Annotated in this window: 17 protein-coding genes; 4 read left to right on the top strand and 13 right to left on the bottom strand. The window is 67.4% G+C overall.

The genetic code is table 11. The features are described from left to right. Positions 1-75 precede the first annotated feature (75 nt). Positions 76-1,401, top strand: a complete 1,326-nt coding sequence (locus JOF56_RS57670) for a DUF2786 domain-containing protein (protein WP_245378148.1) — start codon at positions 76-78, stop codon at positions 1,399-1,401. 43 nt (positions 1,402-1,444) lie between these two features. Continuing rightward, entirely contained in the window at positions 1,445-2,395 is a 951-nt protein-coding gene (pip, locus tag JOF56_RS04895) for a prolyl aminopeptidase (RefSeq protein WP_209634969.1), read from the top strand. Here the strand turns inward: pip and JOF56_RS04900 are convergent. The 11 genes from JOF56_RS04900 to JOF56_RS04950 all read right to left on the bottom strand — a co-directional run bounded on the left by JOF56_RS04900 (position 2,392) and on the right by JOF56_RS04950 (position 13,308). After that, positions 2,392-3,147 (bottom strand): helical backbone metal receptor, encoded by a 756-nt coding sequence (locus JOF56_RS04900; RefSeq protein WP_209634971.1) that lies wholly within the window; start codon positions 3,145-3,147, stop codon positions 2,392-2,394. The genes pip and JOF56_RS04900 overlap by 4 nt on opposite strands. After that, positions 3,119-3,787, bottom strand: a complete 669-nt coding sequence (npdG, locus tag JOF56_RS04905) for an NADPH-dependent F420 reductase (RefSeq protein WP_209634973.1) — start codon at positions 3,785-3,787, stop codon at positions 3,119-3,121. Before npdG ends, JOF56_RS04900 begins: the two co-directional genes overlap by 29 nt. Continuing rightward, positions 3,784-5,193: an RNB domain-containing ribonuclease gene (locus JOF56_RS04910; RefSeq protein WP_209634975.1), complete on the bottom strand. Its 1,410-nt coding sequence runs from the start codon at positions 5,191-5,193 to the stop codon at positions 3,784-3,786. The genes npdG and JOF56_RS04910 overlap by 4 nt, the downstream gene beginning before the upstream one ends. A 54-nt stretch (positions 5,194-5,247) precedes the next feature. After that, positions 5,248-5,448, bottom strand: a complete 201-nt coding sequence (locus JOF56_RS04915) for a hypothetical protein (RefSeq protein WP_209634978.1) — start codon at positions 5,446-5,448, stop codon at positions 5,248-5,250. After that, positions 5,445-5,924, bottom strand: coding sequence for a hypothetical protein (locus JOF56_RS04920; RefSeq protein WP_209648008.1), 480 nt, complete (start codon positions 5,922-5,924; stop codon positions 5,445-5,447). The genes JOF56_RS04915 and JOF56_RS04920 overlap by 4 nt, the downstream gene beginning before the upstream one ends. A gap of 19 nt (positions 5,925-5,943) precedes the next feature. Next, positions 5,944-6,939, bottom strand: a complete 996-nt coding sequence (locus JOF56_RS04925; protein ID WP_209634980.1) for a C40 family peptidase — start codon at positions 6,937-6,939, stop codon at positions 5,944-5,946. A 2-nt stretch (positions 6,940-6,941) separates the two neighbouring features. Further along, positions 6,942-7,604: a RodZ family helix-turn-helix domain-containing protein gene (locus JOF56_RS04930; RefSeq protein ID WP_209634982.1), complete on the bottom strand. Its 663-nt coding sequence runs from the start codon at positions 7,602-7,604 to the stop codon at positions 6,942-6,944. A gap of 12 nt (positions 7,605-7,616) precedes the next feature. Then, on the bottom strand, positions 7,617-9,629 hold the full coding sequence (locus JOF56_RS04935; RefSeq protein WP_209634984.1) for a hypothetical protein: 2,013 nt from the start codon (positions 9,627-9,629) through the stop codon (positions 7,617-7,619). Further along, on the bottom strand, positions 9,626-12,454 hold the full coding sequence (locus JOF56_RS04940) for an ATP-binding protein (protein ID WP_209648009.1): 2,829 nt from the start codon (positions 12,452-12,454) through the stop codon (positions 9,626-9,628). The genes JOF56_RS04935 and JOF56_RS04940 overlap by 4 nt, the downstream gene beginning before the upstream one ends. Positions 12,455-12,596: 142 nt before the next feature. Then, positions 12,597-13,037, bottom strand: coding sequence for a hypothetical protein (locus JOF56_RS04945; protein WP_209634987.1), 441 nt, complete (start codon positions 13,035-13,037; stop codon positions 12,597-12,599). Between the two features lie 4 nt (positions 13,038-13,041). Then, positions 13,042-13,308, bottom strand: coding sequence for a hypothetical protein (locus tag JOF56_RS04950; protein WP_209634989.1), 267 nt, complete (start codon positions 13,306-13,308; stop codon positions 13,042-13,044). A gap of 583 nt (positions 13,309-13,891) precedes the next feature. On the opposite strand from JOF56_RS04950, the gene JOF56_RS04955 reads away from it, so the two are divergent. Then, positions 13,892-15,007 carry a winged helix DNA-binding domain-containing protein gene (locus JOF56_RS04955; RefSeq protein WP_209634991.1) on the top strand — a complete coding sequence of 372 codons (1,116 nt, stop codon included), beginning with the start codon at positions 13,892-13,894 and terminating at the stop codon, positions 15,005-15,007. 57 nt (positions 15,008-15,064) lie between these two features. Here the strand turns inward: JOF56_RS04955 and JOF56_RS04960 are convergent, their stop codons facing one another. Further along, positions 15,065-15,529 (bottom strand): SRPBCC domain-containing protein, encoded by a 465-nt coding sequence (locus JOF56_RS04960; RefSeq protein ID WP_209634994.1) that lies wholly within the window; start codon positions 15,527-15,529, stop codon positions 15,065-15,067. A gap of 366 nt (positions 15,530-15,895) precedes the next feature. Here JOF56_RS04960 and JOF56_RS04965 point away from each other — a divergent pair, with 366 nt between their 5' ends. Continuing rightward, the gene (locus tag JOF56_RS04965) at positions 15,896-17,707 is read left to right on the top strand and encodes an HEXXH motif domain-containing protein (RefSeq protein ID WP_307854923.1); all 1,812 of its coding nucleotides are present in this window, start codon (positions 15,896-15,898) and stop codon (positions 17,705-17,707) included. 92 nt (positions 17,708-17,799) lie between these two features. Here JOF56_RS04965 and fxsT read toward each other — a convergent pair whose 3' ends face one another. Then, positions 17,800-22,086 (bottom strand): FxSxx-COOH system tetratricopeptide repeat protein, encoded by a 4,287-nt coding sequence (fxsT, locus tag JOF56_RS04970; protein WP_281065646.1) that lies wholly within the window; start codon positions 22,084-22,086, stop codon positions 17,800-17,802. Between the last annotated feature and the right edge of the window lie 39 nt (positions 22,087-22,125).

Raw genomic sequence — 22,125 nt, forward strand, 5'->3', positions numbered from 1 at the left:
GTGACAGGTGCGGACCGAGGCGTTCGCTATCTTCGAAGGCAGTGGCGTGGTCGTCTGAGCATGTGGAGATTTCTGATGGGCAAGCGGAATCGGGAGAAGCGCGCGGCGAAGAAGCGCAACCGGCCGCGCCAGAGTGCTGCCGCTCCTGATCAAGGATTTCCGTATGGGTCGGACGGCGATTTCTGGACGCCGCCGCCTGGGTTGACGGCTGAGCTGTTGGGGAATGCGTTGATTGAGGCGGCGCGGGCGCACGCCAACGGGGATGTCACTGCGGCGGCTTGTGCTGGGGAGTTGTCGAAGCTCGAACAACGGACTGTGGGCAGGGGTGCGGGTATCGCGCTGGACGCCGTGCTTGATCGGCTCTGGCAGTTGGGGTGGATGCCTGCTGACATCTGGGAGATCACCCGGCGTAGCGGCGACAGCTCCGCGAGCAGTCTGCTGGTGGACATGATCGCCGAGAACACCGCTCGACATGCGTCGTCTACTGTGGACGATCGGTGGATGGCTCAGGTTCAGCAACTGGGGGCGGAAGTCTGGTGGGACCGTGGCCGTCCGCACCTGTCGCAATGGGCCGAGCGCGGTGGTGTTGGGTTCGAAGAGGCGTTGCGGACCACGATTACGTTGATGGCCGGAATAATGACGCTGCCGAAGTTGGCGCGGATTGTTCCGCTGCCGGGGACCGCGACTCGGCGGCAGGCCGCTTCGGCTTCCGGGGTCGACCAGAAGATCCTGGCCCGGGTGCGGGCCCTGCTGGCCAAGGCCGAGTCCACTCAGTTCCCCGATGAGGCGGAAGCGTTGTCGGCCAAGGCTCAGGAACTGATGAACCGGCACGCTTTCGAGCGCGCGCTGCTCGACGCCGACGCGCAACGGCAGCAGGTCGCGACCTCGATCCGGCTGTGGCTGGACAACCCGTATGTGGAGGCGAAGTCCAGCCTGGTCGCCGCGATCGCCAACGCCAACCGGTGCAAGGCGGTCTTCTACGCCAAGCTTGGGTTCGTCGCGCTGGTGGGCGAGGAGATGGACCTGGAGATCACCGAACTGCTGGCCATGTCGCTGCTGGTGCAGGCCACTCGCGCGATGGTGGCCGAAGGCAGCCACACCATGCGGGACGGGACGTCCCGAACCCGCTCCTTCCGGCGTTCCTTCCTCATCGCCTATGCCGATCGCATCGGTGAACGGCTCGATGAGGCAGGCACTCGGGCACACGATCCGGTCGAGGACAAGCGCTTGCTTCCGGTGCTCGCCAAGCGCTCCCGTGTTGTCGAGGAGACCTTCCAGGCGATGTTCAGCAACACCGTTCAGCGGTCGACGTCGGTCACCAACGGAGCGGGCTGGCACGCGGGGCGAGCCGCCGCCGACCGCGCCAACCTGACCGTCGAGCGGCAGGCGGTCAACAGCTGACGTTCAGCACCGATGCGGGGCGCTGATCCGGCAGCATGGGGGCATGCGCGCGTTCTATCCACCGATCGAGCCGTATGAGTCGGGCATGCTCGATGTCGGCGACGGCCACCACGTCTACTGGGAAGTCAGCGGCAACCCGGACGGTAAACCCGCCGTTGTGCTGCATGGCGGCCCGGGAAGCGGCACGGTCGGGACCCACCGGCAGCATTTCGATCCGGACCGGTATCGGATTGTCCTTTTCGACCAGCGGGGAGCGGGAAAAAGCACCCCGCATGTGAGCGATCCCGAGCATGATCTCGATACCAACACCACCTGGCACCTGGTCGCGGACATGGAGCAGCTCCGGGAACACCTGCGCATCGAAAAATGGCAGCTGTTCGGAGGTTCCTGGGGAGCGACGCTGGCACTGGCGTACGCACAAAAGCACCCGGATCGGGTGACCGAGATCATTCTCCGGGGCGTTTTCACTCTCCGGCAGTCCGAACTGGACTGGCTCTACCAAGGCGGAGCCGCGCACCTTTTCCCGGACGCCTGGGACAAGTTCGTCGAGCCCATCCCAGAGCATGAACGCGACGACATGTTGCGGGCCTACCACAAGCTGGTCTTCCACGACGATCCCAAGACGAGCCTGCGGTCGGCGATGGCGTGGAGTCTGTGGGAAGGCGCGACCGCCTCGACCCAGCCGAATCCGGTCAACTCGTACGGGGACGAAAAGTTCGCGGTCGCCTTCGCGCGCATCGCGGTGCACTACTTCGTGAACAAGGGCTGGCTGGAAGAGGGCCAGCTGATTCGGGACGCGGGCAAACTGAAAGGCATTCCCGGCGTCATCATCAACGGCCGCTACGACGTCGTCACCCCGCTGATCACCGCATACGACCTGGCGAAGGCATGGCCGGGGTCGGTGGGGACTGTGCTGAACGCGGCCGGCCACGCCGTGGCTGATCCTGGCGTGGCCCAGCAACTTCTTGCCGCGACGGACAAGTTCGCGAACTAGTCCAAGAGCCTGCGGGCCGCCACCAACGATGGGCCGCACCAGGTCAGGTGACGGCCGCTGACCAGGACGTACGGGATTCCCGGAAAGGACTCGGGCCCGTCGGAGGCGGTGAACAGGTACGGCTCGTCGGGCAACACGACCAGGTCGACATCCTGGGACTGCAGCTCGGCGAGTTTGGGCCGGGGGTAGCGCTCGGAGTGATCCGAGTACACGTTCGCGACGCCCAGCCGCAACAGGACATCGCCCGCGAAGGTGTCCCGGCCGATCACCACCCATGGGCGGCGCCAGACGGGGATGATCGCGCGCATCCTCATCCGGGTCGTCGCCGACCATAATTCCTCGGCCTCGACCAGCCAGCCGGGCTGGGTCAGGCCGAGGCCCTGGGTCAGCAGGCGCCGCACGGACCGCAACCCGTCGGGGACGCTCGTGGCCGCGGACGTCACCCATACCGGGATTCCGTTGGCGCGTAACTGGTCCACGTCTTCCGGACGGTTCTCTTCGGCGTTGGCGACGACCAGGTCGGGCTGCAGGTCGAGCACTCGGGTGACGTCCGGGTACTTCGATCCGCCGACCCTGGCGACGTTCAGCGTCGGAGGGTGTGTGCAGTAGTCAGTCGCACCCACGAGCAGGCCGGGTGCGCTCGTCTCGATGGCGTCTGTCAGCGAGGGGACCAGGCTGACGACCCGTACCGGCGACGAGACCGGTACGGGCTCGCCGAGGTCGTCAAACGTCGGTGATCCTGATGCCGGCATGGGCCTTGTACCGCCGGTTGATGGCGATCAGGTTCGCGGTGAAAGCTTCGACCTGGTGGGCGTTGCGCAGACGGCCGCCGTAGATGCCGCGGAAGCCGGGGATGGTCTCCGCCAGCGCGCGGACCAGGTCGGTGGCTTCGCGGTCGTCGCCGAGGACCAGCACATCACTGTCCATTGTCGACACCGAGAGGTCCTCGAGGGACACCGCGGAGACGTGGTGGAACGCGGCCGTCACGCGGGACTCCGGCAACAGCGCGAGGGCCTGCTGAGCGGCGCTGCCTTCCTCGACGGGGAGCGCGTACGGGCCCTGCTTGTCGAAGCCGAGCGGGTTCACGCAGTCGATCACGATCTTGCCGGCCAGTGCCTCGCGCAGGGACTCCAGCAGCGCCCTGTGGCCCTCCCATGGCACCGCCACCAGGACGATGTCGGCCTGGCGTGCGGTTTCGAGGTTGTCCAGGCCGCTGATGGTCTCCACGCCGGACAGTGCGCGCAGCTCGGCGGCGGTCTCCTCGGCACGCTCCAGCTTGCGCGAGCCGACGATCACCTTGAGTCCGGCCTTGGCCCAGCGCAACGCCAGCCCTCGCCCCTGCGGCCCGGTCCCGCCGAAAACGCCGACGGTCAGGCTTGTTACCTCGGTCACTGGTTCTCCACCCGCTCGAACGAAACCTTCCGCTTCACGGTATCCGCGTCCAGCAACCGGACTCGGATCCGCCCACCTTCCGGGAGGTTCTCGCCGGTGCACTTGGCGATCACCGGCGGTTCGGCCAGGAAGACCTCGGCCGCGCTCGCCTCGGCACGCAGCACGACCGCGTCGAACTCGTGCCCGACCCGGTCGGCGAGCACCCAGGATTCGGCCTGGTCCAGACAGGCCTTGTCGACCTTGCTGGCCAGCGAGTCCGAGCCGCCCATCAGTCCCGGCAACGAAGGCAGCACGGCCCGCACCCAGTCCGGTACCGGCTTCCCAGCGGAAACTGCGAGACAGATCTCAGCACCGAATCTGTCGACCAGACGCCTCAACGGCGCAGTGACGTGCGCGTAGGCGGCGCCCACACCTGCATGTGTGGTGAGCTCGGGCAACGTGCCGTCGAAGGCCGTGTACCCCGCACCGCGCAGCAGCCGCGTGGCGTCCATGTACAGCGCGAGCGATTCCGGGCTACGCGGTTCGAGCCCGGCCAGCACTTCGGCGACGCTGATCAACTTCGGCCAGGTGATCCCCAGCGACCGCGCGGACCGGCGAAGCCATTCGACCGCGCCGTCGTCCGGCTCGGGCAACGTCCGCAGGACACCGATCCCCGCTTCGATCATCAGCGACGCGGCGCTCATGCCGGTGAGCAACGACATCTCGGCGTTCCACGCGTCCACGTTGTTACGAGGCCGCAGGGTGAGCATCCAGCCGCCGTTGCCGTCCGACGCGACCTCCTGCTCGGGCAGCTGCAGTTCCACGGCTCCGCGTCGGACTGCGTGCTCGCGCCGCAACCGTCCGAGCGCGGGCAGAGCCGCGATCGACGGATGCGGGTTGCCTGCATCGATGGTCGCCTGCACACCGTCGTAGTCGAACTGGGCGGTCGACCGTACGAGCGCGCGCCGCACACGGATCTGCGTTGGCTCGCCGTCGGCGTCCAGGTCGACCGTCCACAGTGCGGATGGGCAGACCTGCCCTGGCAGCAGGCTCGCTGCGCCCTCGGACAGCACAGGCGGGTGCAACGGGACGTTCCCGTCGGGCAGGTAGATCGTCTGGCCGCGGCGGCGGACCTCCGCGTCCAGCGCGCCGTCCGGCTGTACGAACGTGCCCAGGTCGGCGATCGCGTAGTGCAGACGGAAGCCGTTCGGCCGGGTCTCGACGAACAGCGCCTGGTCAAGATCCTTGGAGCCCGGCGGGTCGATCGTCACCAGCGGCAGGCCGGTGGCGTCCTCGTGGTCGCCGAACTGCCGGTCGGCCACGGCCTGCTCGGCCTCGGCCAGTGCGGCCGCGGGGAACTGGGCCGGCAGCCGGAACTCGGCACGGACACCGCTGAAGTCCATCGCGGTGCCGTCCGACGTTTCCATGACGGCACCCTAACCGCACCTCGCGTCACACGTGAGTAGTTGAGCTCACAAATGTCAGTCGTCGTCGCCGTTCCAGCGCCGGTCGGCCTCGTCGTTGGCCTTGGTGCGCTCACGGGCGATCTCCAGCGCACGCTCCGCAGTCGCTTTGTCCGGATAGGGCCCGAGGAGGTCGACGGCGCGGCACGTCTGGCCGTGCTCCACGCGGTTGTGCTTGGTGCAGTAGAACCAGCCTGGGTCCGGGTTGGGGTCGGTCAACGTGAGCTCCAGTTCTGCGGCGCCGGGAAGCCACGCGGAGGTGTGTCCTGCAGGTCCGCGGCGTGTTCCCGCGGGATCGGGTCCAGGCAGGACACGAGCACCTTGGTGTGCTCCGGGTCGGCGATCCGTTTGCCGCTGCGTTCGCGGTAGACGAGTTCTCCGTCTCCGTCGATCTCCACTATGCAGCCGACCTCGGCCAGCTGCTCCTCGTCCAGATCGGCGATGACCTCGTAGCGGGACGGCACCACCCGGTAGACCGGCCAGGACAGGTGGCCGAAGGCCTGGTGGAACTCGGCCATCAGATGCGCCATCTGCTGCTGCCAGCCCAACGGCATGCCCTCGGCGAGCGATCTCGGCAGCACCGCGTATCCGTCGACGACAGCGGGCAACGGGCCGCTGGCGAAGTAGTCGCGCAACGGCGTACTCGACGCAGGCGCGCCGGTCGGACGTGGGATCGGTTGTTCGCGTGGGTACATGGTCACCTTGGAACTCTCCTCACACTCCCGGCCGGACGGCTTGGCTGACCAGTTCCGGTTCGCCCCATTTCACCGGCCGGACATGCACGGGCACGCCGGTCTGCTGGGCCTCGACGATTTTCCCATCCCCGAGATACATCGCCACGTGGTGAATGGTGACCGGATTGCCCGGGTCGTAGGCCCAGAACAGCAGGTCACCGGGCTGCGCCTGCTCCACGGGCAGCAGTGCGCCTGCCCGGTACTGGTCCTTGGAAACCCTCGGAAGGATGACGCCGGCCGACCGGTATGCCTGATTCATCAGGCTTGAGCAGTCGTAGGCGTCCTGCCGGGCGAGCGAGGCACCCCACAGATACGGCTTGCCCTGCTGGCCGAGCGCGAACTCGATCGCCTTCGCGGCGGCCTGGGTCGGCGCGGGCAGCAGGTTGCCGACGCCCTGGCCGCAACCGGCCGGGTCGGCGACGTCGCCGACGCTGCCGATCAGATGCGAGGCCATCGACTCCCACCGGTGATACCGGTCGGGGAAGCCGGAGCGTTCGACGTCCTGGGCGGAGTCGCCGGGCCGCTGTTCCTTCCAGTTCGGCACGGCTTCGAGCACGTCGTAGAACTTGTGCACGGCGTAGACCGGGTCGGTGACCTGCTCGACGCTCCCCCAGCCCATCGAGGGCCGCATCTGGAAGATGCCCTGCGAGTCCCGGTCGCCGTACTTGAGGTTGCGCAGCCCGGACTCGGTCATCCCGGCCTGGATGGTGATCTGCCACGCCAGCGGCGGCAGCTTGCGCTCCTTGCCGATCGCGACGATCAACGTGACCGTGCCGCGCTGCTCCTCGGTCAGGTTGGCCGCGTCCGTCTGGCCGCCAGGTCCCTCGGCGGTGATGGGCCCGAGCGCGGCGTTGCAGCTCAACGCCACGTTCTGCGGATTCTGCCCGGACTGCACGACAGACGTGACCGCTCCCGTGGTCAGGATCGCCGCTATGACCAGTACGGCAGCGATGCCGACGAACACCGCTACGCGCATAGTCAGTCCACCTCAGTGTGTTCGTTGACCCGCCATCCGTCACCGGTCTTGATCACCGTGATGCTCAGTTTCTTGAAATCCGTGGGGACCTCGACGGTCACCGAACTGGTGTACGACTCGGCAGTGGCCCGCGGGCCGCCCCGGATCGCTTTCGCCTGCACGGTTTTCGGGTCGATCGTGGAGAGCCTGGTGGCGAAGTACTCCTCGGTGGTCAGGTCACGCATCGAGTTCAGCCAGTCCTGGGCGCTCACGCCGTCCGGGTGGTTGACGAACGCCTCGGCCCATTTCAGCGCCGCGTCAACGGCTTTCGGGTCGGCCCTGGCGGGAGTCTTGTTCTCCGAAGGGGACTGCCGGGTCTGGGTCGGCGTCTGTGACTGCTGCGGGCTGCTGCCCGCCGGCGACTGCGTGGCCGGGGGCACAATGCCTGGCGCGCCCTGAGATGGGACCGCTGAGGCGCCTGTCGCCTTGGTGGAGGTGGTCGAGCCCGCCGCGGTGTTCTGCGGGGACTGCGACCCGCCGGTCACCCGCGGCAGGATATAGCTGAGGAACAACACAATCGCGAGGATGAACACCGCTACCGCGGCCAGATGTCTCGGAGACCTCAGTGGCCAGCCCCAAAGCCGGCGGTAGACAGCCGCCCGGCCCCGGTTGGTCCGGATGGGCATTCAGTCCTCCTCTCACCTGATATACGCATCGGTCTCGCGCGGGCCGTCCCGCATGGGTAGGGGCCGACGGGGTGGCGGATTGTTGTCCCGGACCTCAAGACCGCGGGACGGCCGGAAGATCACGTGGACCGGACGGCCGGCGACCATCTCGGTGTCCGCGGGCCTCGGACCGGCGACCGGTTGCGGGTCGTAGACCGTCACATCGTCGCGCTGCCTAGGCGCGACGACCCGCGACGGCACGATCACCGAGTCCTCACCGCGGTCCCAGACGGGATCGGCGACCGGTGCGGTGTCGACGATCCGGCTGCCGCGCTGAGCCGGTGGCAACGCGCCCGCCGGGCCTCTGGCCGGAGGTAAGCCACCGCTGCTGGCACCGGCAGCACCCAGCAACATCTGCGAGCCGCCGATGGCGGCGCTGCCGGAACCGGTGGGAGCACGACGATCCATCCGCTCCGCGCTCGCGGCGACGGGGTTCGCGGCCTCCGGGCGTGGCCTGCGGCCGTCGCGACGCACGATCGGTTCGTCCTGATCCGCGTCGCGGACGTTGTCCCAGAACTCGTCCTGCGGCGTGCGCTGCTCGCCTTTGCGACGGAACCGGGAGAAGACCCCCGGCCCGGCGGAAGGCATGGCCGCGCCCACCGCGCCGACCGACAGCTCGACCATCTGCCACATCCGGCGCACAGGTCTGCCGATCACGAAGAAGATCACCGTGATCAGCCCGGCCAGCGCCATCATCGCGATCGTCGGCAGGTTGTCGCCCGCGTTGAAGATCGCGTTGAGCAGCAGCACGTGCATACCCGCCAACGCCGCCAGCACCAGCACGTTCAGCACGACCGCCGCGGCCGCGCGGGCGACCTTGCGCAGCAGGTCGTGATACAGGATCGCGATCAGCCCGATCAGCGGCGTGGCCAGCAGGAAGATCCGCAGCAGCACCTGCGCCAGCAGCACGCCGAGCTTGGCGAACAGCTGGAACAGCGAGTACACGATGCCCTGGAACAGACCCAGGAACCCGGCGCCGGTCCGGCTGCCGTCGCTGCCGGTGAAGTAGCCCTTGGTCGGGCCGAGCTTGGCGGCGATCTCCTTGTACTTGGCCTTTTTCGCGTCCAGCGCGGTCTGGTCGAGCGTGTCGGTGGTGTCGAACTTGGTCCACGCCTGGGCGGCCAGCAGTTCGGCGCCGTACTGCTTGGCCTCCGGCGCGTCCTCGCTGCCGAACTCGCCGCGCAGCCAGTTGCGGTACACCACGCGGTCGTGCAACGCGTTCGGCAACGTGTGCAGCTCGGACTCCGGCGCGTCGTCGGCCAGGAAGCCCGCCTGGATCTGGGTCGTCTTGGACAGGAACCGCTCTTCCATCTCCTTGTAGAGCGGGCCGACCAGAACGAACGACGTGGCCACCCACATCGCGGCCAGCGCCCACATTCCCTTGCGGGACACCGTCGCGAGGTCGCCTCGCCAGATGTAGCGGAACAGCAGCACGGCCAGGATCACCGCGGCCAGGCCGAACCACTTGACGTAGATGTTGTCGTAGAACAGCCGGGTGGCACCGCTGATCGCGTTGTCCAGCGGGCCCATCAGCTCGTCGTAGGCCAGTGCGTAGTGCAGGCCGTTGGTGGCCGCGACGAAGTTCTTGCCGATATCGAACAGCTGGTTGCCCATCCAGGTGCCGATAGTGGTGTTCGGGTCGGTGATCGCCTTGCCGACGATCCCGCAGTTGTCGTCGTAGACATGCCAGACCTGGCCCGCGTACGCGTACTGGCCGTACACCGAGCCGGGCTCGCCGTGTGACGGCCGGGGCGCGTCCAGAGCCGCGACCATGCCCGCGGTGGGACGCCCGGGGTTGGGTGCCTCCGCACAGTCCTGCGCGATCGCGGTGGGGGCGAACACCACGAGCTGGAGGCCGAGGATCGTGGCGACGACCAGAAAAGCTTTACGCCGCCCCAAAGCAACACTGGGACGGCCACGTCTGTGTCGGCGCCGCGCTGCGAACAGCAGCGCGGCACCGACCACCACCACGACCATTATGTTCATGCGGCGTCTTCCTGCCCGGACTTCTTCCCCCCGCCACCGCCGACCGGTTCGCCGACCGGCTCATCGGTGAGGCCCAGTTCGAAGTCAGCCTCCAGCTCGAAATCCGCGTCCGCGTCGGCATACTGCGACGGCGGCTGCGGCGGTTCAGGCTCGGGCGCGTGCTGCTGCGCCGCGTCCGCCGCACGGGCCGGGTCGCGCAGGGCGTCCGGCGTGGTGTCCATGATCGTTCGGAACTGCTCCAGGTGCGGACCGGAGAAGTCCGCCCGGATGCGCTCCACCCCGCCGGTACCGTCGGCGAAGATGAACTGCCTTGGCGCACGGTCCTTTTCCAGCTCGGTGCGCTGCGCCGGGCGGCGGCCGAGGCTCGCCACCACCTGCTCGTAACCCGCACCGATCGGGACCTTCAGCAACCGCAGGGCATCCGCCTGCGCCGCGTCGTCGTCCAGCCGTCCCACGAACACAGAGTCCAGCAGCGAAACGAAACCCTGGATTCGCAGGAAGTCCGCAGGGATCTGGCTGGAGAGCAGGACACGCACGTTCCACTTACGCGAGTCACGGGCGAACCTGTTCATCAGCACACGGCCGGTCGGCACCTCGGACAGGAAGAACGCCTCGTCGATCCAGACGCCCTTACGCAAGTCCTTGGGCCGCTCGTAAATCGAGCGCTGCGTCAGCCACGCCGCGAGGTTGAGCATCTCGACACCGAGCGACTCCGCATCGGTCCAGTGCTCACGCCCCACGCCGTCCTTCGGCAGCGTCAGACCAGCCATCGTCAGGACGGTCAGCCTGTCGTCACGCGTCTCGTTGTACGGGTCCGCGTCGTCTTCCGGGATCAGCAACGACATGCGCTCGCGCATCTCGTCCAGGAAGTCCGCGACCACGACCGCGTGCTCATGATGCTCGCTCGCGTCGCGTCGCAACGCGTCGAACACGACACCAGGGTGCGCGTCGAACCGGCCACCGACCGTCCGGACCGCGCGCAGCAGCACGATCCTGGTCTGCGGCATCCTCGCGACCTCGTACGGCAACAACCCGGTGAGCACATCCAGCACAAGCCGTCGCCTTGTGGCCGCGGCGAGTGCCTTCTCCCGGCGCCAGGCGCGTTCGGGATCGTCCTCGTCGAGGAAATGCTCGATCATGGGCTCGGCGACCACGCGGTACGGGTTCAGGATGCCCGGCTGCGCGTTGAGCAGGTTGATCGGCCGCGCGTACGGCCGCAGCTCAGGCAGGTCACACAGCCTGGCCAACGGGCCGGACGGGTCGAGCACGGTCCAGTACGCCCCGGACCGCAGCGTCTTGTAGACCACGCCACCGCCGAGGAACGACTTACCACCACCAAGACCGGCGACCATCGCGGTCAGGCCCGAGGAGTCTCGCAACTCCTGCGCCATCCACGGGTCCCACGCCACTGGGCGCCTGGTGGCCGTACAGGTCTCGCCGAGCAGGATCCCCCGGCGGTCGCCGACTTCCGCCGTGGCGGTCGGCACCGAGGAGGCCGCCCACATCACCGAGCCGCGCCGCAGGTACGCCGCCGAGGCCAGCGGCTCACCCGGGATGAACTCCCGGGCCAGCGCGTACTGCGCCTCCGGGTGCTCGATGGCGACCTTGGGCTTGTAGAGGTCCAGCAGCTGCTGGGCCAGCCGGAGCGCGTCCCGCTCGGTCGGACCGGACACCGCCAGGCGCCACCACGAGCGGACCCGGGTGGCCAGCGCGGTGAACCCGGTGGTCATCTCGTCGTCGATCTCGAGGACCCGGGACGCCTGCCGCGCGAGGGACTGCGGCGGTTCCAGGCCGTGCTCGTCGGTGTAGTGCTTGACCTGCGAGCGGACCTTGTTCATCTGCCGGGACAGCTCGCCCTGGACCTCTTCGGGCCGTCGGACGTAGATCCGTGCGGACCACTCCACGGTCGCGGGCAGACGGTCGGAGCGTTGCACCCACGGGTCGTCGATCTCAGGGATCTGCAGGCCGTGCATGAGGCCGACGGTCATGACCGCCACGTGCCTCGTGACACCCGCGTTAGAGCCTGTACGGCCTCGGACGGTCACCGTCGGGGAGTACGGGTCCTGATGGAAGTCAGCGGCGTCTGTGAAGCTCGCCAGGTCCTCCGGCTCCCACGCGGCACCCGGCACAGCGGGCAGATTGCGCGGCGCGGGCAGGCCCAGCGAACACGAGCGGTGCATCAGCCACGACATCTCCTCGGCCGTGGCCGGCCGACCTTCCAGGCCCGCGGAACCGATCACCTGATCGAGGTGCTCGACCTCGCTGTCCAGCGCGACCAGTTCGGCGTCCACCGCGTCCGGGAAGATCTTGCGCAGCAAGGGGGCGGCCCGTTCGACCGCCCTGTCCACCATGTTGCGCGTCTGAACCTGGACGCCGAGGTAGACCTCTTTCTCGGCCATGGACCGGCCCATCAGCTGCTGCTGCTCGCCGACGAGGTAGTCGTCGAACGACATCGCCCCGGGCACGTCCGGCAGGCGGCCCACGGCGTTGTGCACGTGCGCCTCGGCCCACATCCGGATCGGATACGGCCGCGCGGTCACGCGCAGGTGCATCCAGCGGCCGTGCAGCTCCGCGTACTGGCCCGCGATGGCCGCGATGAGGTCCTGGCGTTGCGAGTCGCTGCGGAACGACCAGCGTTGCGGCGCCAGCCGGTACCACGCGTACACGTCGCCGCCGGTGCGCAGCAGGTGCCCGTCGATGCTGCGCGCCGAGATCTCCGGCGTGTAGGTGGGGGTGCCCTGCTCACCCGGCAGCCGCTTGTTGCGCTTGGCGGCTGCCTTGGCCTGCGCCTTGCGACCGGCCTTGGTGGCAGGCGGCGGGGGCATGAAGTTGTTGTGCCCGCTGGCCCGATGCCGGTGCCGTGGGTGTTGCGAGTCGTGCTGTGCCGGGGGCAGAGCCTGGCGTGCTGGTGGCTCGAACGGGTAGTCGTTCGGGCGCGGTTGCCTCGCCTGGTCCCTTGGTGCCTGGTCAGGCCCGGACTTGCGTCGGCCGAACACCGCTTACCTCCCGCCTGCGTTGCGTCACACGGCCTCGTTTCTGTTTCGGCCGTGGCCGTTGAGCGTTCACCCTTACTCGGGTGGCGCTCACCGCGCCACCCTCTCCGGCGCTCGTCTCACGCGGCGCGGTGAGTTCTCGCGTCCACATGGCGAGAACTGCGCCAAGAGGTCGCTCGTGGCTGATTCGGGAGCAGATGAATCGGGTAATCAGGACCGTGGCCACCATCGCCCACGCTGTGTTGAAGAAGTCGAAACCAAGCCCGATCCACCGCTCGACGGTCAAGGAGACAAGAAAAACGACGACACCCACGCCCCACGCCACATAGCGGGCGCGCCACGGGAACGTCGCCCTTGGCGGTCCCAGCCATACTGCGTCGACGCGGTAGACCTCGTCGTCAGTACGTATCCGCACGCGATCAGGCCCGGAACAAACTGGCGATCCATTCGCCGATGTCCTGACCGGCACTGGTGGTGACCGCCAGGCCGATGATCGCCAGCGCGACGATGACGCCCGCGAGTCTGCGCATCACACCCGCGTTGTCGCCCCTGCCGCCACCGAGCCACAGCAGCAGGATCGCCACCACGAGCAGCAACAACGGCACCAGGTTGTTGAGGATCCATTCGCGGAGCCCACCGGTGCCCAAACCCTTCTGGTCTTGAGCGAGGGTGATCAGGGCCGTCATCATCTCGAACTCCCAATTACGACGAGCGAAGCGGAACCAGGTCCCGCTGTGCCTATCGAGTAGAACATGTCGGCTTCACGAGGTGTAGTGGGCGGCGGACGCACCGTAGATCCAGTTCGACCTCCTGGCGGGCCAAGGGATATATCCGACTCCCCCCATGATGGGGTGGCGGGCGTCGCTCGTATGCAATGACCACCCAATTCGCCCAACATCATGCGGAGTTCACCCGCCCGACCGACCTATGATCACCGTTGGTGTGGCAAGTCACCGGCCCGCCAGAGTCTAGCTGACTTACCATCCCCCGATCGGCCCAGCCAGCCATCACACTACGGTGCAGGTCACCGGTGTCCAGGTAGGACAGATCGGCAGCTCAGGGCCTCGATCAGGTGAAATTTGCCCCCAGTATGAGACGACTTCGTAATCGTTCACGCAAGATCACCAATGTATCGAACATGTGTTCGAGTATACCGGCTCGATCTTTCCCCGCAGCGTGTCCGGAATCGGGCACAGGGGTTCCATCATTGCGGCCGGCGGTTCGGTATTGCGGCCGGAAACTGACCGCTATGGGTTCTAGTCTGACCGCATGCACTTCTCCTGGAGCGATGTCCGCGCCCGCCGTCTCGCCCACCACGGCCTGACCACACCCTCGGCGAACAGCCCCGCGGATGTGGTGAGCGCGATGGCAGGGACGCACGCGCAGGTCATGTCGGCGGCTGAGCTCGCCATCGGATTGCGTCTCGCCGATGCAACCCGGGAGGACGTGCGACAGGCGCTGTGGACCGATCGCAGTATCGTCAAGACCTTCGGGCCTCGCGGGACCGTGCATTTCTTACCCGCCAAGGAATTGCCGCTTTGGGTCGGAGCGCTGTCGGCCGCTCCGCCGGTCCCGACGCCCTGGACGGACGACGTGCGGATGACCGACGAGCAGACCGAGCAGGTCCTGGCCGCGATCGGGCACATACTCGACGGCGTCGAACTGACGGTCGACGAGCTGACCGATGCGCTGGTCGGCACGGTCGGGTCATGGGCGGGCGACCTCGTGATGCTCGCGTTCCAGAGCAACTGGGCAAGGTGGCGGCAGGTGACCCACGTGGCCGGGATGCGGGGCGTGCTCTGTTTCGGGGCGAACAAAGGCCGCAAGATCACTTACACCAGCCCGGGGGTGCGGCCGGCGCCCGAGGCTGCATCCCTCAAACATGTCGTGGAGGCATATCTGCGGGCGTACGGTCCCTCGACGCCGCAACGGTTCGCGCACTGGTTGAGCGCGCCGGTCAAGTGGGCCACCACGGTCTTCGAATCGATGGATCTTGAGGAGGTGACCGTCGAAGGCACCCGGGCCTGGATCGTTCCCGGCGATCTCGACGTTCCCGCGCCGGTGGAATCCGTATTTCTGCTGCCGTATTTCGACGGCTACTCCTACCGGGTCGGCAACCAGCCGTCCGGCCTGATGTACCCGGGCAGGGCCAAGGACCGGGTGCTGCCAGGCAACTTCCAGAACCTGGTGATCGACGGCGAGGTGGCCGGGCTGTGGCACCAGCGCAGGTCCGGCCGCAAGGTCGACATCACGGTGGAACCGTTGAGGAAACTCACCAAACGTCAACACGCCCGGCTTGACGAACAGGCCGAGCGCGTCGGCGTCATCCTGGAGGCGAAACCCACTGTCACCATTGGCCTGGTGACAGTGGGCGGCCACGCTTAGCAAGTCCCGCTTGCCCGGTGGAGCCATCCAGGTTGAACACGTACTGATGCCGGTATCTCACGCGTAGACGGATTTACCGGTCTCCAGCAACGACTTGAGGTCGCTGAGCAGCTCCGGCCAGCCGCCGCCCGCGTTCTCGACCTCACCCATGACCTGCGCCGCGCTCAGCGGCGCGCCTTCGAGATCGTGCGTGACGGTGAGCATGCAGACGCCGTCGGTCTTCTCGGCGATCTCGAAGGTCAGTTTGGTGAACCCTTCCTCCAGCCAGATCGCGCGCCACGTCTGGACTAGTTTGTGCGGCGGGTCCACCTCGATCACCTCACCGTCGATGAGCACGTCCGGCGAGCCGTGCTGCTTCATCACCTCGCTGGCCAGCCCCTTGAACTCACCTCCTGGGCGCAGGTCGTACCGCATTGGCGCCTGGTAGCCGTACTGCACGGACCATTCCGGCTGCGTGATCGCGTCCCAGATCGCCTGCGCCGTCGCCTTGATGTACACGCGGTGCACCTGCACGGTCGCCATCTTCTGCCTCCAGTTCGTCGGGATGACGGAAAGATAGGTGACCTTTTAGTCACATGTCAACCATGGTTCCTTCGGCTGCAGACGCTGACCCGATCGGCACCCACCGGACGTCGGAAGGCTTCCCGCCCGGCGGCGATTACGACATCATGGAAGGTGCGTGATCCGGGCTCTGGCCGCGACAGCGAGGGGAATCGGCATCATGGACACAATCCCTGCGGATTCAAGGAATGGCATCGAGTCGGATCTGATCGATCTGGGGTCGATGTCCATGTCGGCAGCACACCGATGGCGTAGTGGCGCGGTACGCGCAGCGATGCACAACGCTGTTCACCGGGCCGGCAAATCAGCTGTGTACGAACAGTCGCAGTGCAACGATTGGGGCAACTGATCGTCGATGACGCCCCACCCGACGCTTTTCCGCGCCACCACATTTCCTGGCACGATTTCGACGCCATGGCGAAGGGCAGCGGTGGGGCCCGCGTAGTCCGCCAGCTCAGGCGCGCCGAACGAAGCAGACGCCTGTTGTTGCTGCGCTCGCTTGTCGACCAGGTGGCGAAATCACCCGAGCTGGCGGATCCGTTGCCGTCTCCCGTGGATGCCTGGGATTTGCTGGCCCGAGTCGAACAAGCGGCGCCGACTGTGCTGGATCTCGTTCTGGCGCACCCGTACACCGGCTCGTGGGCCGGTTACACAACCCGGTTGCTCACCCAGAAGATCAGCGGTGTGTGGCCGTTGTGGGTGCACATCGGTTATGTGAACGCACTCGCGGCCGCGGCGGCGATCAGAGCGGGCATCAGATTCGACATCCGAATCCCGGCCTGGCAGGGCGAGGCGATTCTGCCGACGCTCGGCCTGGTGCGACTGGATTGCTGTGACACAGCGGAGATCCACGGTTCGCCGGACGGGGTCGAAGTGCGGTACGGCACGGGAACCATCCGCCTGCCGACCGACCTCAGCACTGACACGGACGAGTGGTGGAGCATTCGCCGGCTGGTGACGCGGGCCAATGGCCGGACATTCTCCGTACGGCTGGACGACCTCGATCCCTATCGCGGACCGCATGAACCGTTGGGGCCGCAGCGTCTGCCGGAGAGCGAAACCATTGCCTGGCAAGGCCTGATGAGCCACGCGTGGCGCCTGATCGCCGACGGCCTGCCGGACTTCGCCGAGGCACTGCGGGTCGGGTTCGATTCGGTCGCACCACGTCCGCTGACATTGTTCCGGGCGCCGAGTGCGTCAAGCAGTGACGCTTTCGGCAGCGCGATCATCAATCGGCCGGCCGACCCCGCGAGTCTGGCATCGATGCTCGTCCACGAATTCCAGCACAGCAGGCTCACCGGCCTGATGCACCTGACGCGGCTGTGGGAAAACGACCCGCGGGAACGCCTCTACGCGCCGTGGCGGGACGATCCACGCCCGATCGGCGGTGTTTTCCAGGGCCTGTACGCGTTCTTCGGGATGACCGCGTTCTGGCGGGCACAAATGAGATGCGGCGACCGGCGCGGCTCGTTCGAGTTCGCCTACCACCGGGAAGTCGCTTGGCGCACGGTGTCGGCTGTGCGGCACGACCCGGCACTGACCCCGACGGGCCGCCGATTCGTCAACGCCATCGCCGAGGAACTCCAGCCCTGGCTGACCGAGCCGATCGCGACGGACATGATCGAAGCCGCCGCGCGAACGGCCAAGGACCATTACCTCGGATGGCGGCTACGGCACGTGCGGCCCGACTCGGCGCTGGTGTGCGATCTCGCCAAGGCGTGGCTTGACGGCTCGCCGACAAGTCCGTTCGAAGCCGGGACGGATCAGCCGCCGACACCGGTCCCGGACGGCGGCTGGTCACATGCTCGTGCCGACTTGACGCAATTGCTTGTCACCAAAGGGATGTCCTCGTGGCTGACCGTGGCAGGCGCCACGCACGCCGACCTCGCACTGGTGACCGGCCGCTTCCCGGACGCGATCCGGGGATTCCGCGCGGAGCTGGCCGAGGACCCGGACCGGCCGGCCTCGATCACCGGACTGACCCTCGCACTGTCCGCTGTGGACTCAAGCCCGGCGACCCGGATCCTGTTGCGCTGCCCCGAACTCGTCCGGGCAGTGCACCGGGCTGTCCGCGAGCACACAACTCAGGCGATAACAGTGGACGGCCTGGCCGAATGGCTCGGCCAGACCGTCCTCTGAGCAAAAACTTTTGCCCCCAATGCCACATTGGGGGCATCTGATGCCCCCAATGTGGCATTGGGGGCACACAAACCCCCCGCGTTGGTGGGTGGTTACAGCGGCAACGGGTCGATGTCGCAGTCCGCGCGGACGTTCATCGACGCGTTGGTCGTCGCACGGTGCTTCTCGCCCAGGACTCGGCGGTAGCGGGCGAGAACGTCCGCGTAACGCTTCTCGGCGTCCGGTTCGCGGCCGACCGAACGCAGGTCGAGCACCAGGTTGAGGCTGGCGGCAAGGGTGGTCGGGTGATCCGGGCCCAGAACGCGCTCACCGCGCTCGTAGGCATCGGTGTTCAACGCCACCGCGGCCTCGCTTTCGCCGAGAGCGGCGAGGTCGCTGGCAAGGTTGATGGAGCACAGAATCGCGTGCACGTGGTCCGCACCAAGAGTCGCACGCAACTGCTCGAGAGCGCGCTCGTTCAGTGTGCGTGCGGCCGCAGGATCGCCCTGCAGGCGCAGGGTCACCGCGAGGTCGACCTCGGCGCAACGGGTGAATGGGTGATCATCGCCCATGCTCGACCGGTACCGGCCAAGGGTTTCCTCGCCGAGCGCCTTGGCGCCGCGCAGATCTCCCGCGTGGCGCAGGTCGATCGAACGCCCCAGCGCACAGGCCATGGCGTTGAAGTTGCCTTGCCCGTACCGGGTTTCGAACCGTTCCAGGACCTCCGTGGACAGTTCCAGCGCACCGTCGTGGTCACCGGCCTTCCGCCGCGCGACAGCGAGATAACCCAGGCGGCGCAACGTGTCCGCGTTGTTGTCGCCGTGCACCTCGCGGGCCCGGATGGCCAGCTTCTCCTGCTCGCTACGGGCCCAGAGGTAGTCGCCCGCCTCGCGGCGGTCCAGGATCAGGCCGCCCAGCGCGCTCAGTGTCTCCGGATGGTCGTTGCCGAGCACCTCGATCAGCCGCCGGTGCGTGTCGTAGTCGAGTTGCGCTGCCTCCTGGAACTGGCCGACGTGCCGCAGGGCGACACAGTAGATCCGGGCGAACCGCAGCGTCGCCGGGTCGTCCTCGCCGAACAGTGCCCTGGCCTTCTGGTAGACGTCGGCGGTCACCTGGATCGCCCCGGCCATGTCCCCGGCCGTGCGCAGGTCTGTCGCGACCGCGACCTGGGCCGCCAGGGTGTCCTCGTTGTTCTCGCCGTCGACCCGGCGCCGGATCTCCAGCGTCTCCCGGTTGAGCTCCGCCGCGTGGGCGAACTCGCCCATGATCCAGTAGTAGTAGCCGAGCCTGCTGGCCACCTGCAGGGTCTGGGCGTCCTGTTTGCCGGGCGACTCCTGCCATTTCTCCAGTGCCCGCTCGGCCAGGCTGATCGCCTCGTCGTGGTCGCCCCACCGGTAGAGGAAGGTCATCAGATTGACCACGAGTTCACGGCCCCACTCGTCGTCACACGAGATCAGGTCGGCCGCGTAGACGTGGGGCAGAACGTCGCGGTAACGCTGCCACTGGGTGGGTGACAACGGATCCTTGGGATCGAAGTTCGCGAGCAGCAGATGGGCGCCGTGCCGCATTTCCTCCTGCTGTCTCGGTGACATCCGGTTACGCAGCACGGTCTGCACCAGACGGTGCAGCTGGAGCGTGTTGTTCCGGTGGTCGATCTTCGCCAGGCCGTATCGGTTGACATCCCGGATGGCCCGCGCCAATTGCATCGGGTCACGCAGCGCCCGGTCGAGATCCGGCGCGATCGAGATACCGCGGACACCACTGAAGATATGCCGGGAAATAGGCTCGGGTGAGTAGAAGGCACAGATCTGCAACAGCTGGTGTGCGACCGGGCTGCGTTTCTTCAGTTCGTCGAAGGAAACGTTCCACGCGGCGGCGACGGAAAGCTCGTACCCCTGCGGGGCAGAGGTGTCCAGGATTTCCGCGACCTTCTCGTCGAAAAGGCGCAGATATTCGTCGACCGGCATTCCGGTCTCGGCCCGCCAGGCGGCCGCCTGCTCGATCGCCAGCGGCAGGTCACCGAGTGTGTTCGCCAGCCGGTCGGCGTCCTCGTCGTCGATCTCCGGGCCGCGGCGGCGCAGCAGCTCCACGCTTTCGGGCCGTTCGAACGTGGCGACCTCCAGCGGCCGGGCCACGCTGGCCCATTCCGGGTTCCGCGAGGTGATCAGGATGTCGCCGGACCCGTTGGTCGGGAAGAACGGGCGGACGACCTCGGGACCTTCGGCCGCGTCGAACACCAGCAGCCAGCGGCCGTACGGCTTGCCCCGGCGCAGTGCCTCACGAACAGCGGGGACAGCGGTGTTGGCCTCCGCGCCGCCGGGCAGGCCCAGCGCCTGGGCGAGCTCGGTGAGCGAGGCGGTGATCTGGGTGCCCTTGGCGGCCTCGATCCACCAGATCAGGTCGTAGTCGTCCAGATGCTGGTAGACGTACTCGACCGCGGTCTGGGTCTTGCCGATGCCGCCCATACCGTGCAGCGCTTTCGGCAGGACCGCGGTCATCCCGACCGCGAGCCGGTCGCCCAGTTCCCGCAGCAGGGCGGCCCGGCCGGTGAAGTTGAGATTCCGCGGCGGCACCTTGCCCCAGATCGGCGGGACGTCGCCCGGCTGCCGTTGCACGCCTTCGACCGGCATCCACGGCGTGACCAGCCGTGGTGTGGACGGGCTGTCGGGATCCGGCGGCGGCAGGCGATGGTGCGGCTCAGCCGGCCGGTCAGGGTGGCTCAAATGTGCGAGGCGTGGGTCGGCTGCGCTTGACATGTGGTTACTCACTGTATCGCTAGGAGAAGTGGTGGTATCCCCGATTGGGTACGTGTTTTCCTCGGCGGCGGCCAGACGTTCCGCCCGGGAAAGATACGGACCCGATAAAGCTTCCATAACAATACGCTGGATGGTGATGTCACTCGCCGAAACCGTATCGATGGTCGGTTCGGGAGTGCTGTCCGGCGAATCGAGCGCTGCCCGGGTATGCCCCATCGAGTCCGCGACCCGGATGACATGGACTGTCTCCGAGCGGCGCGCGCTGCTGAGCAACTCTTTACGGACTCCGGGCCGGACATTGAACGTGATCGTATCCCACGGACTATCGACGTGGGTATGGGGTTCGGCCTCGAATAGGGGGCTGGAAAGTACTTCGGCGATATGCTCGTTTTTAATCTCCGGAACGACTTCCGCCCGCACCTGGGAGACCGTCTTCAGGCTTACCGGAACGGCGGCGAGCAACGTCGCCAATCTGAATGCGGTGGGCGACGCCGTGCTCAGAAAGCCCTTCACCCGATCCGCTGACGAGGGATTATCCGAAGTGATTTCATCTTCGTCGGAGTGATAGGCGGCCGACTCGTGCGCGAGGACCACGGTGGCGTCGACCGGGTCGTTTCCACCGAGCACCAGCCGGGTGAACCGGTCGAACCACCGGGATTCCATCTCCAGCACCGGAACCGCGACCGCGCCGTCCCGCTCGGGCGCGACGGCGACCGGTTCGAGCCACGCGTCGGGCAACGCCACCGACCACCGGCTGTTGGGCGCCAGCCGGCCGCGCGGTTTCAGCCGCGCACGGTGCACGTTCAACCCGGTCTGCCGCCAAAGCCGTTGCGGCAGAAGGTGCACGAGCGCGGTCGGCATCGCGCCGGCGACCTTCGCGAGCATCCCGTAGACCGCGGGCGACCGCCAGTTGCGGCTCACCCCGTCGGTCAGCACCAGCACGATCCGCCGGCCGCTCGGATCGAGCAGTTCGGCAGGCCCACGTTCGGACGCCTCCGGCGTGCCGCCGCGCAGGACAGGCGCCTGCTCGCCGGGCCGGTTGGTGTCCAGCAGCCTGCGCTGGATCGTCCGGAACGTGCCTAGCCTGCGCAGCAACGACTCGAAGGCCACCACGGTCGACCGCCACAGCGCCATCGACGGACCGGAGTCGACCACCAGCGTCAGATCGAGCCAGCGCTCGGCCGGTGGCCGGACGACCGGCCACCACAGTCCATCTTGGACAGCACGTTCCGCGGTCGCCTCTTCGTCCAGTTCGTACGTGTCCGAATGGTGAGACAAGACAGTGCGGTGCAACGGCCGCAGCGCCCGGACGATACGCGCGGCGTCCGGCAACGGCGGGACTTGCGCGGCGGTCACCGGCGGGGCATTCGTGAAGCCGTTGCCCGACGGCTGAGGCACTGTCGTCGTCGCGGCTGGTTCAGGCTGGGGCCTACGCAGCGGCCGACCGGGAGGCGCCGTGGATCCGTCATCAGCCGGTTTCGTTTCTACCTGCGGGGGCTTGTCTTTTCTGGGCGGTTGCGGCGCTGGGCTGTCCCGAGGGAGGCCGACATCAGGCGGAGTGGGCTGCTGCGGGGCCGGTTGTTCCCGGCTCCCGGTGAACTTGGTCAGCCAGATGGCATCGGCGATCTCGAACCACGCAGGCAGATCGGTGTTCCCGCCGGCCGCGCCCGGAAACCGCGCCGC

This window comes from Kibdelosporangium banguiense, from assembly GCF_017876405.1.
Lineage (GTDB): Bacteria > Actinomycetota > Actinomycetes > Mycobacteriales > Pseudonocardiaceae > Kibdelosporangium > Kibdelosporangium banguiense.

Bases quoted from the DNA above. Each gene is read 5' to 3' on its own strand.
- JOF56_RS57670 (WP_245378148.1), top strand. From the start codon at position 76: ATGGGCAAGCGGAATCGGGAGAAGCGCGCGGCGAAGAAGCGCAACCGG.
- pip (WP_209634969.1), top strand. From the start codon at position 1,445: ATGCGCGCGTTCTATCCACCGATCGAGCCGTATGAGTCGGGCATGCTC.
- JOF56_RS04900 (WP_209634971.1), bottom strand. From the start codon at position 3,147: ATGCCGGCATCAGGATCACCGACGTTTGACGACCTCGGCGAGCCCGTA.
- JOF56_RS04910 (WP_209634975.1), bottom strand. From the start codon at position 5,193: ATGGAAACGTCGGACGGCACCGCGATGGACTTCAGCGGTGTCCGTGCC.
- JOF56_RS04920 (WP_209648008.1), bottom strand. From the start codon at position 5,924: ATGTACCCACGCGAACAACCGATCCCACGTCCGACCGGCGCGCCTGCG.
- JOF56_RS04925 (WP_209634980.1), bottom strand. From the start codon at position 6,939: ATGCGCGTAGCGGTGTTCGTCGGCATCGCTGCCGTACTGGTCATAGCG.
- JOF56_RS04930 (WP_209634982.1), bottom strand. From the start codon at position 7,604: ATGCCCATCCGGACCAACCGGGGCCGGGCGGCTGTCTACCGCCGGCTT.
- JOF56_RS04935 (WP_209634984.1), bottom strand. From the start codon at position 9,629: ATGAACATAATGGTCGTGGTGGTGGTCGGTGCCGCGCTGCTGTTCGCA.
- JOF56_RS04940 (WP_209648009.1), bottom strand. From the start codon at position 12,454: ATGCCCCCGCCGCCTGCCACCAAGGCCGGTCGCAAGGCGCAGGCCAAG.
- JOF56_RS04950 (WP_209634989.1), bottom strand. From the start codon at position 13,308: ATGACGGCCCTGATCACCCTCGCTCAAGACCAGAAGGGTTTGGGCACC.
- JOF56_RS04955 (WP_209634991.1), top strand. From the start codon at position 13,892: ATGCACTTCTCCTGGAGCGATGTCCGCGCCCGCCGTCTCGCCCACCAC.
- JOF56_RS04960 (WP_209634994.1), bottom strand. From the start codon at position 15,529: ATGGCGACCGTGCAGGTGCACCGCGTGTACATCAAGGCGACGGCGCAG.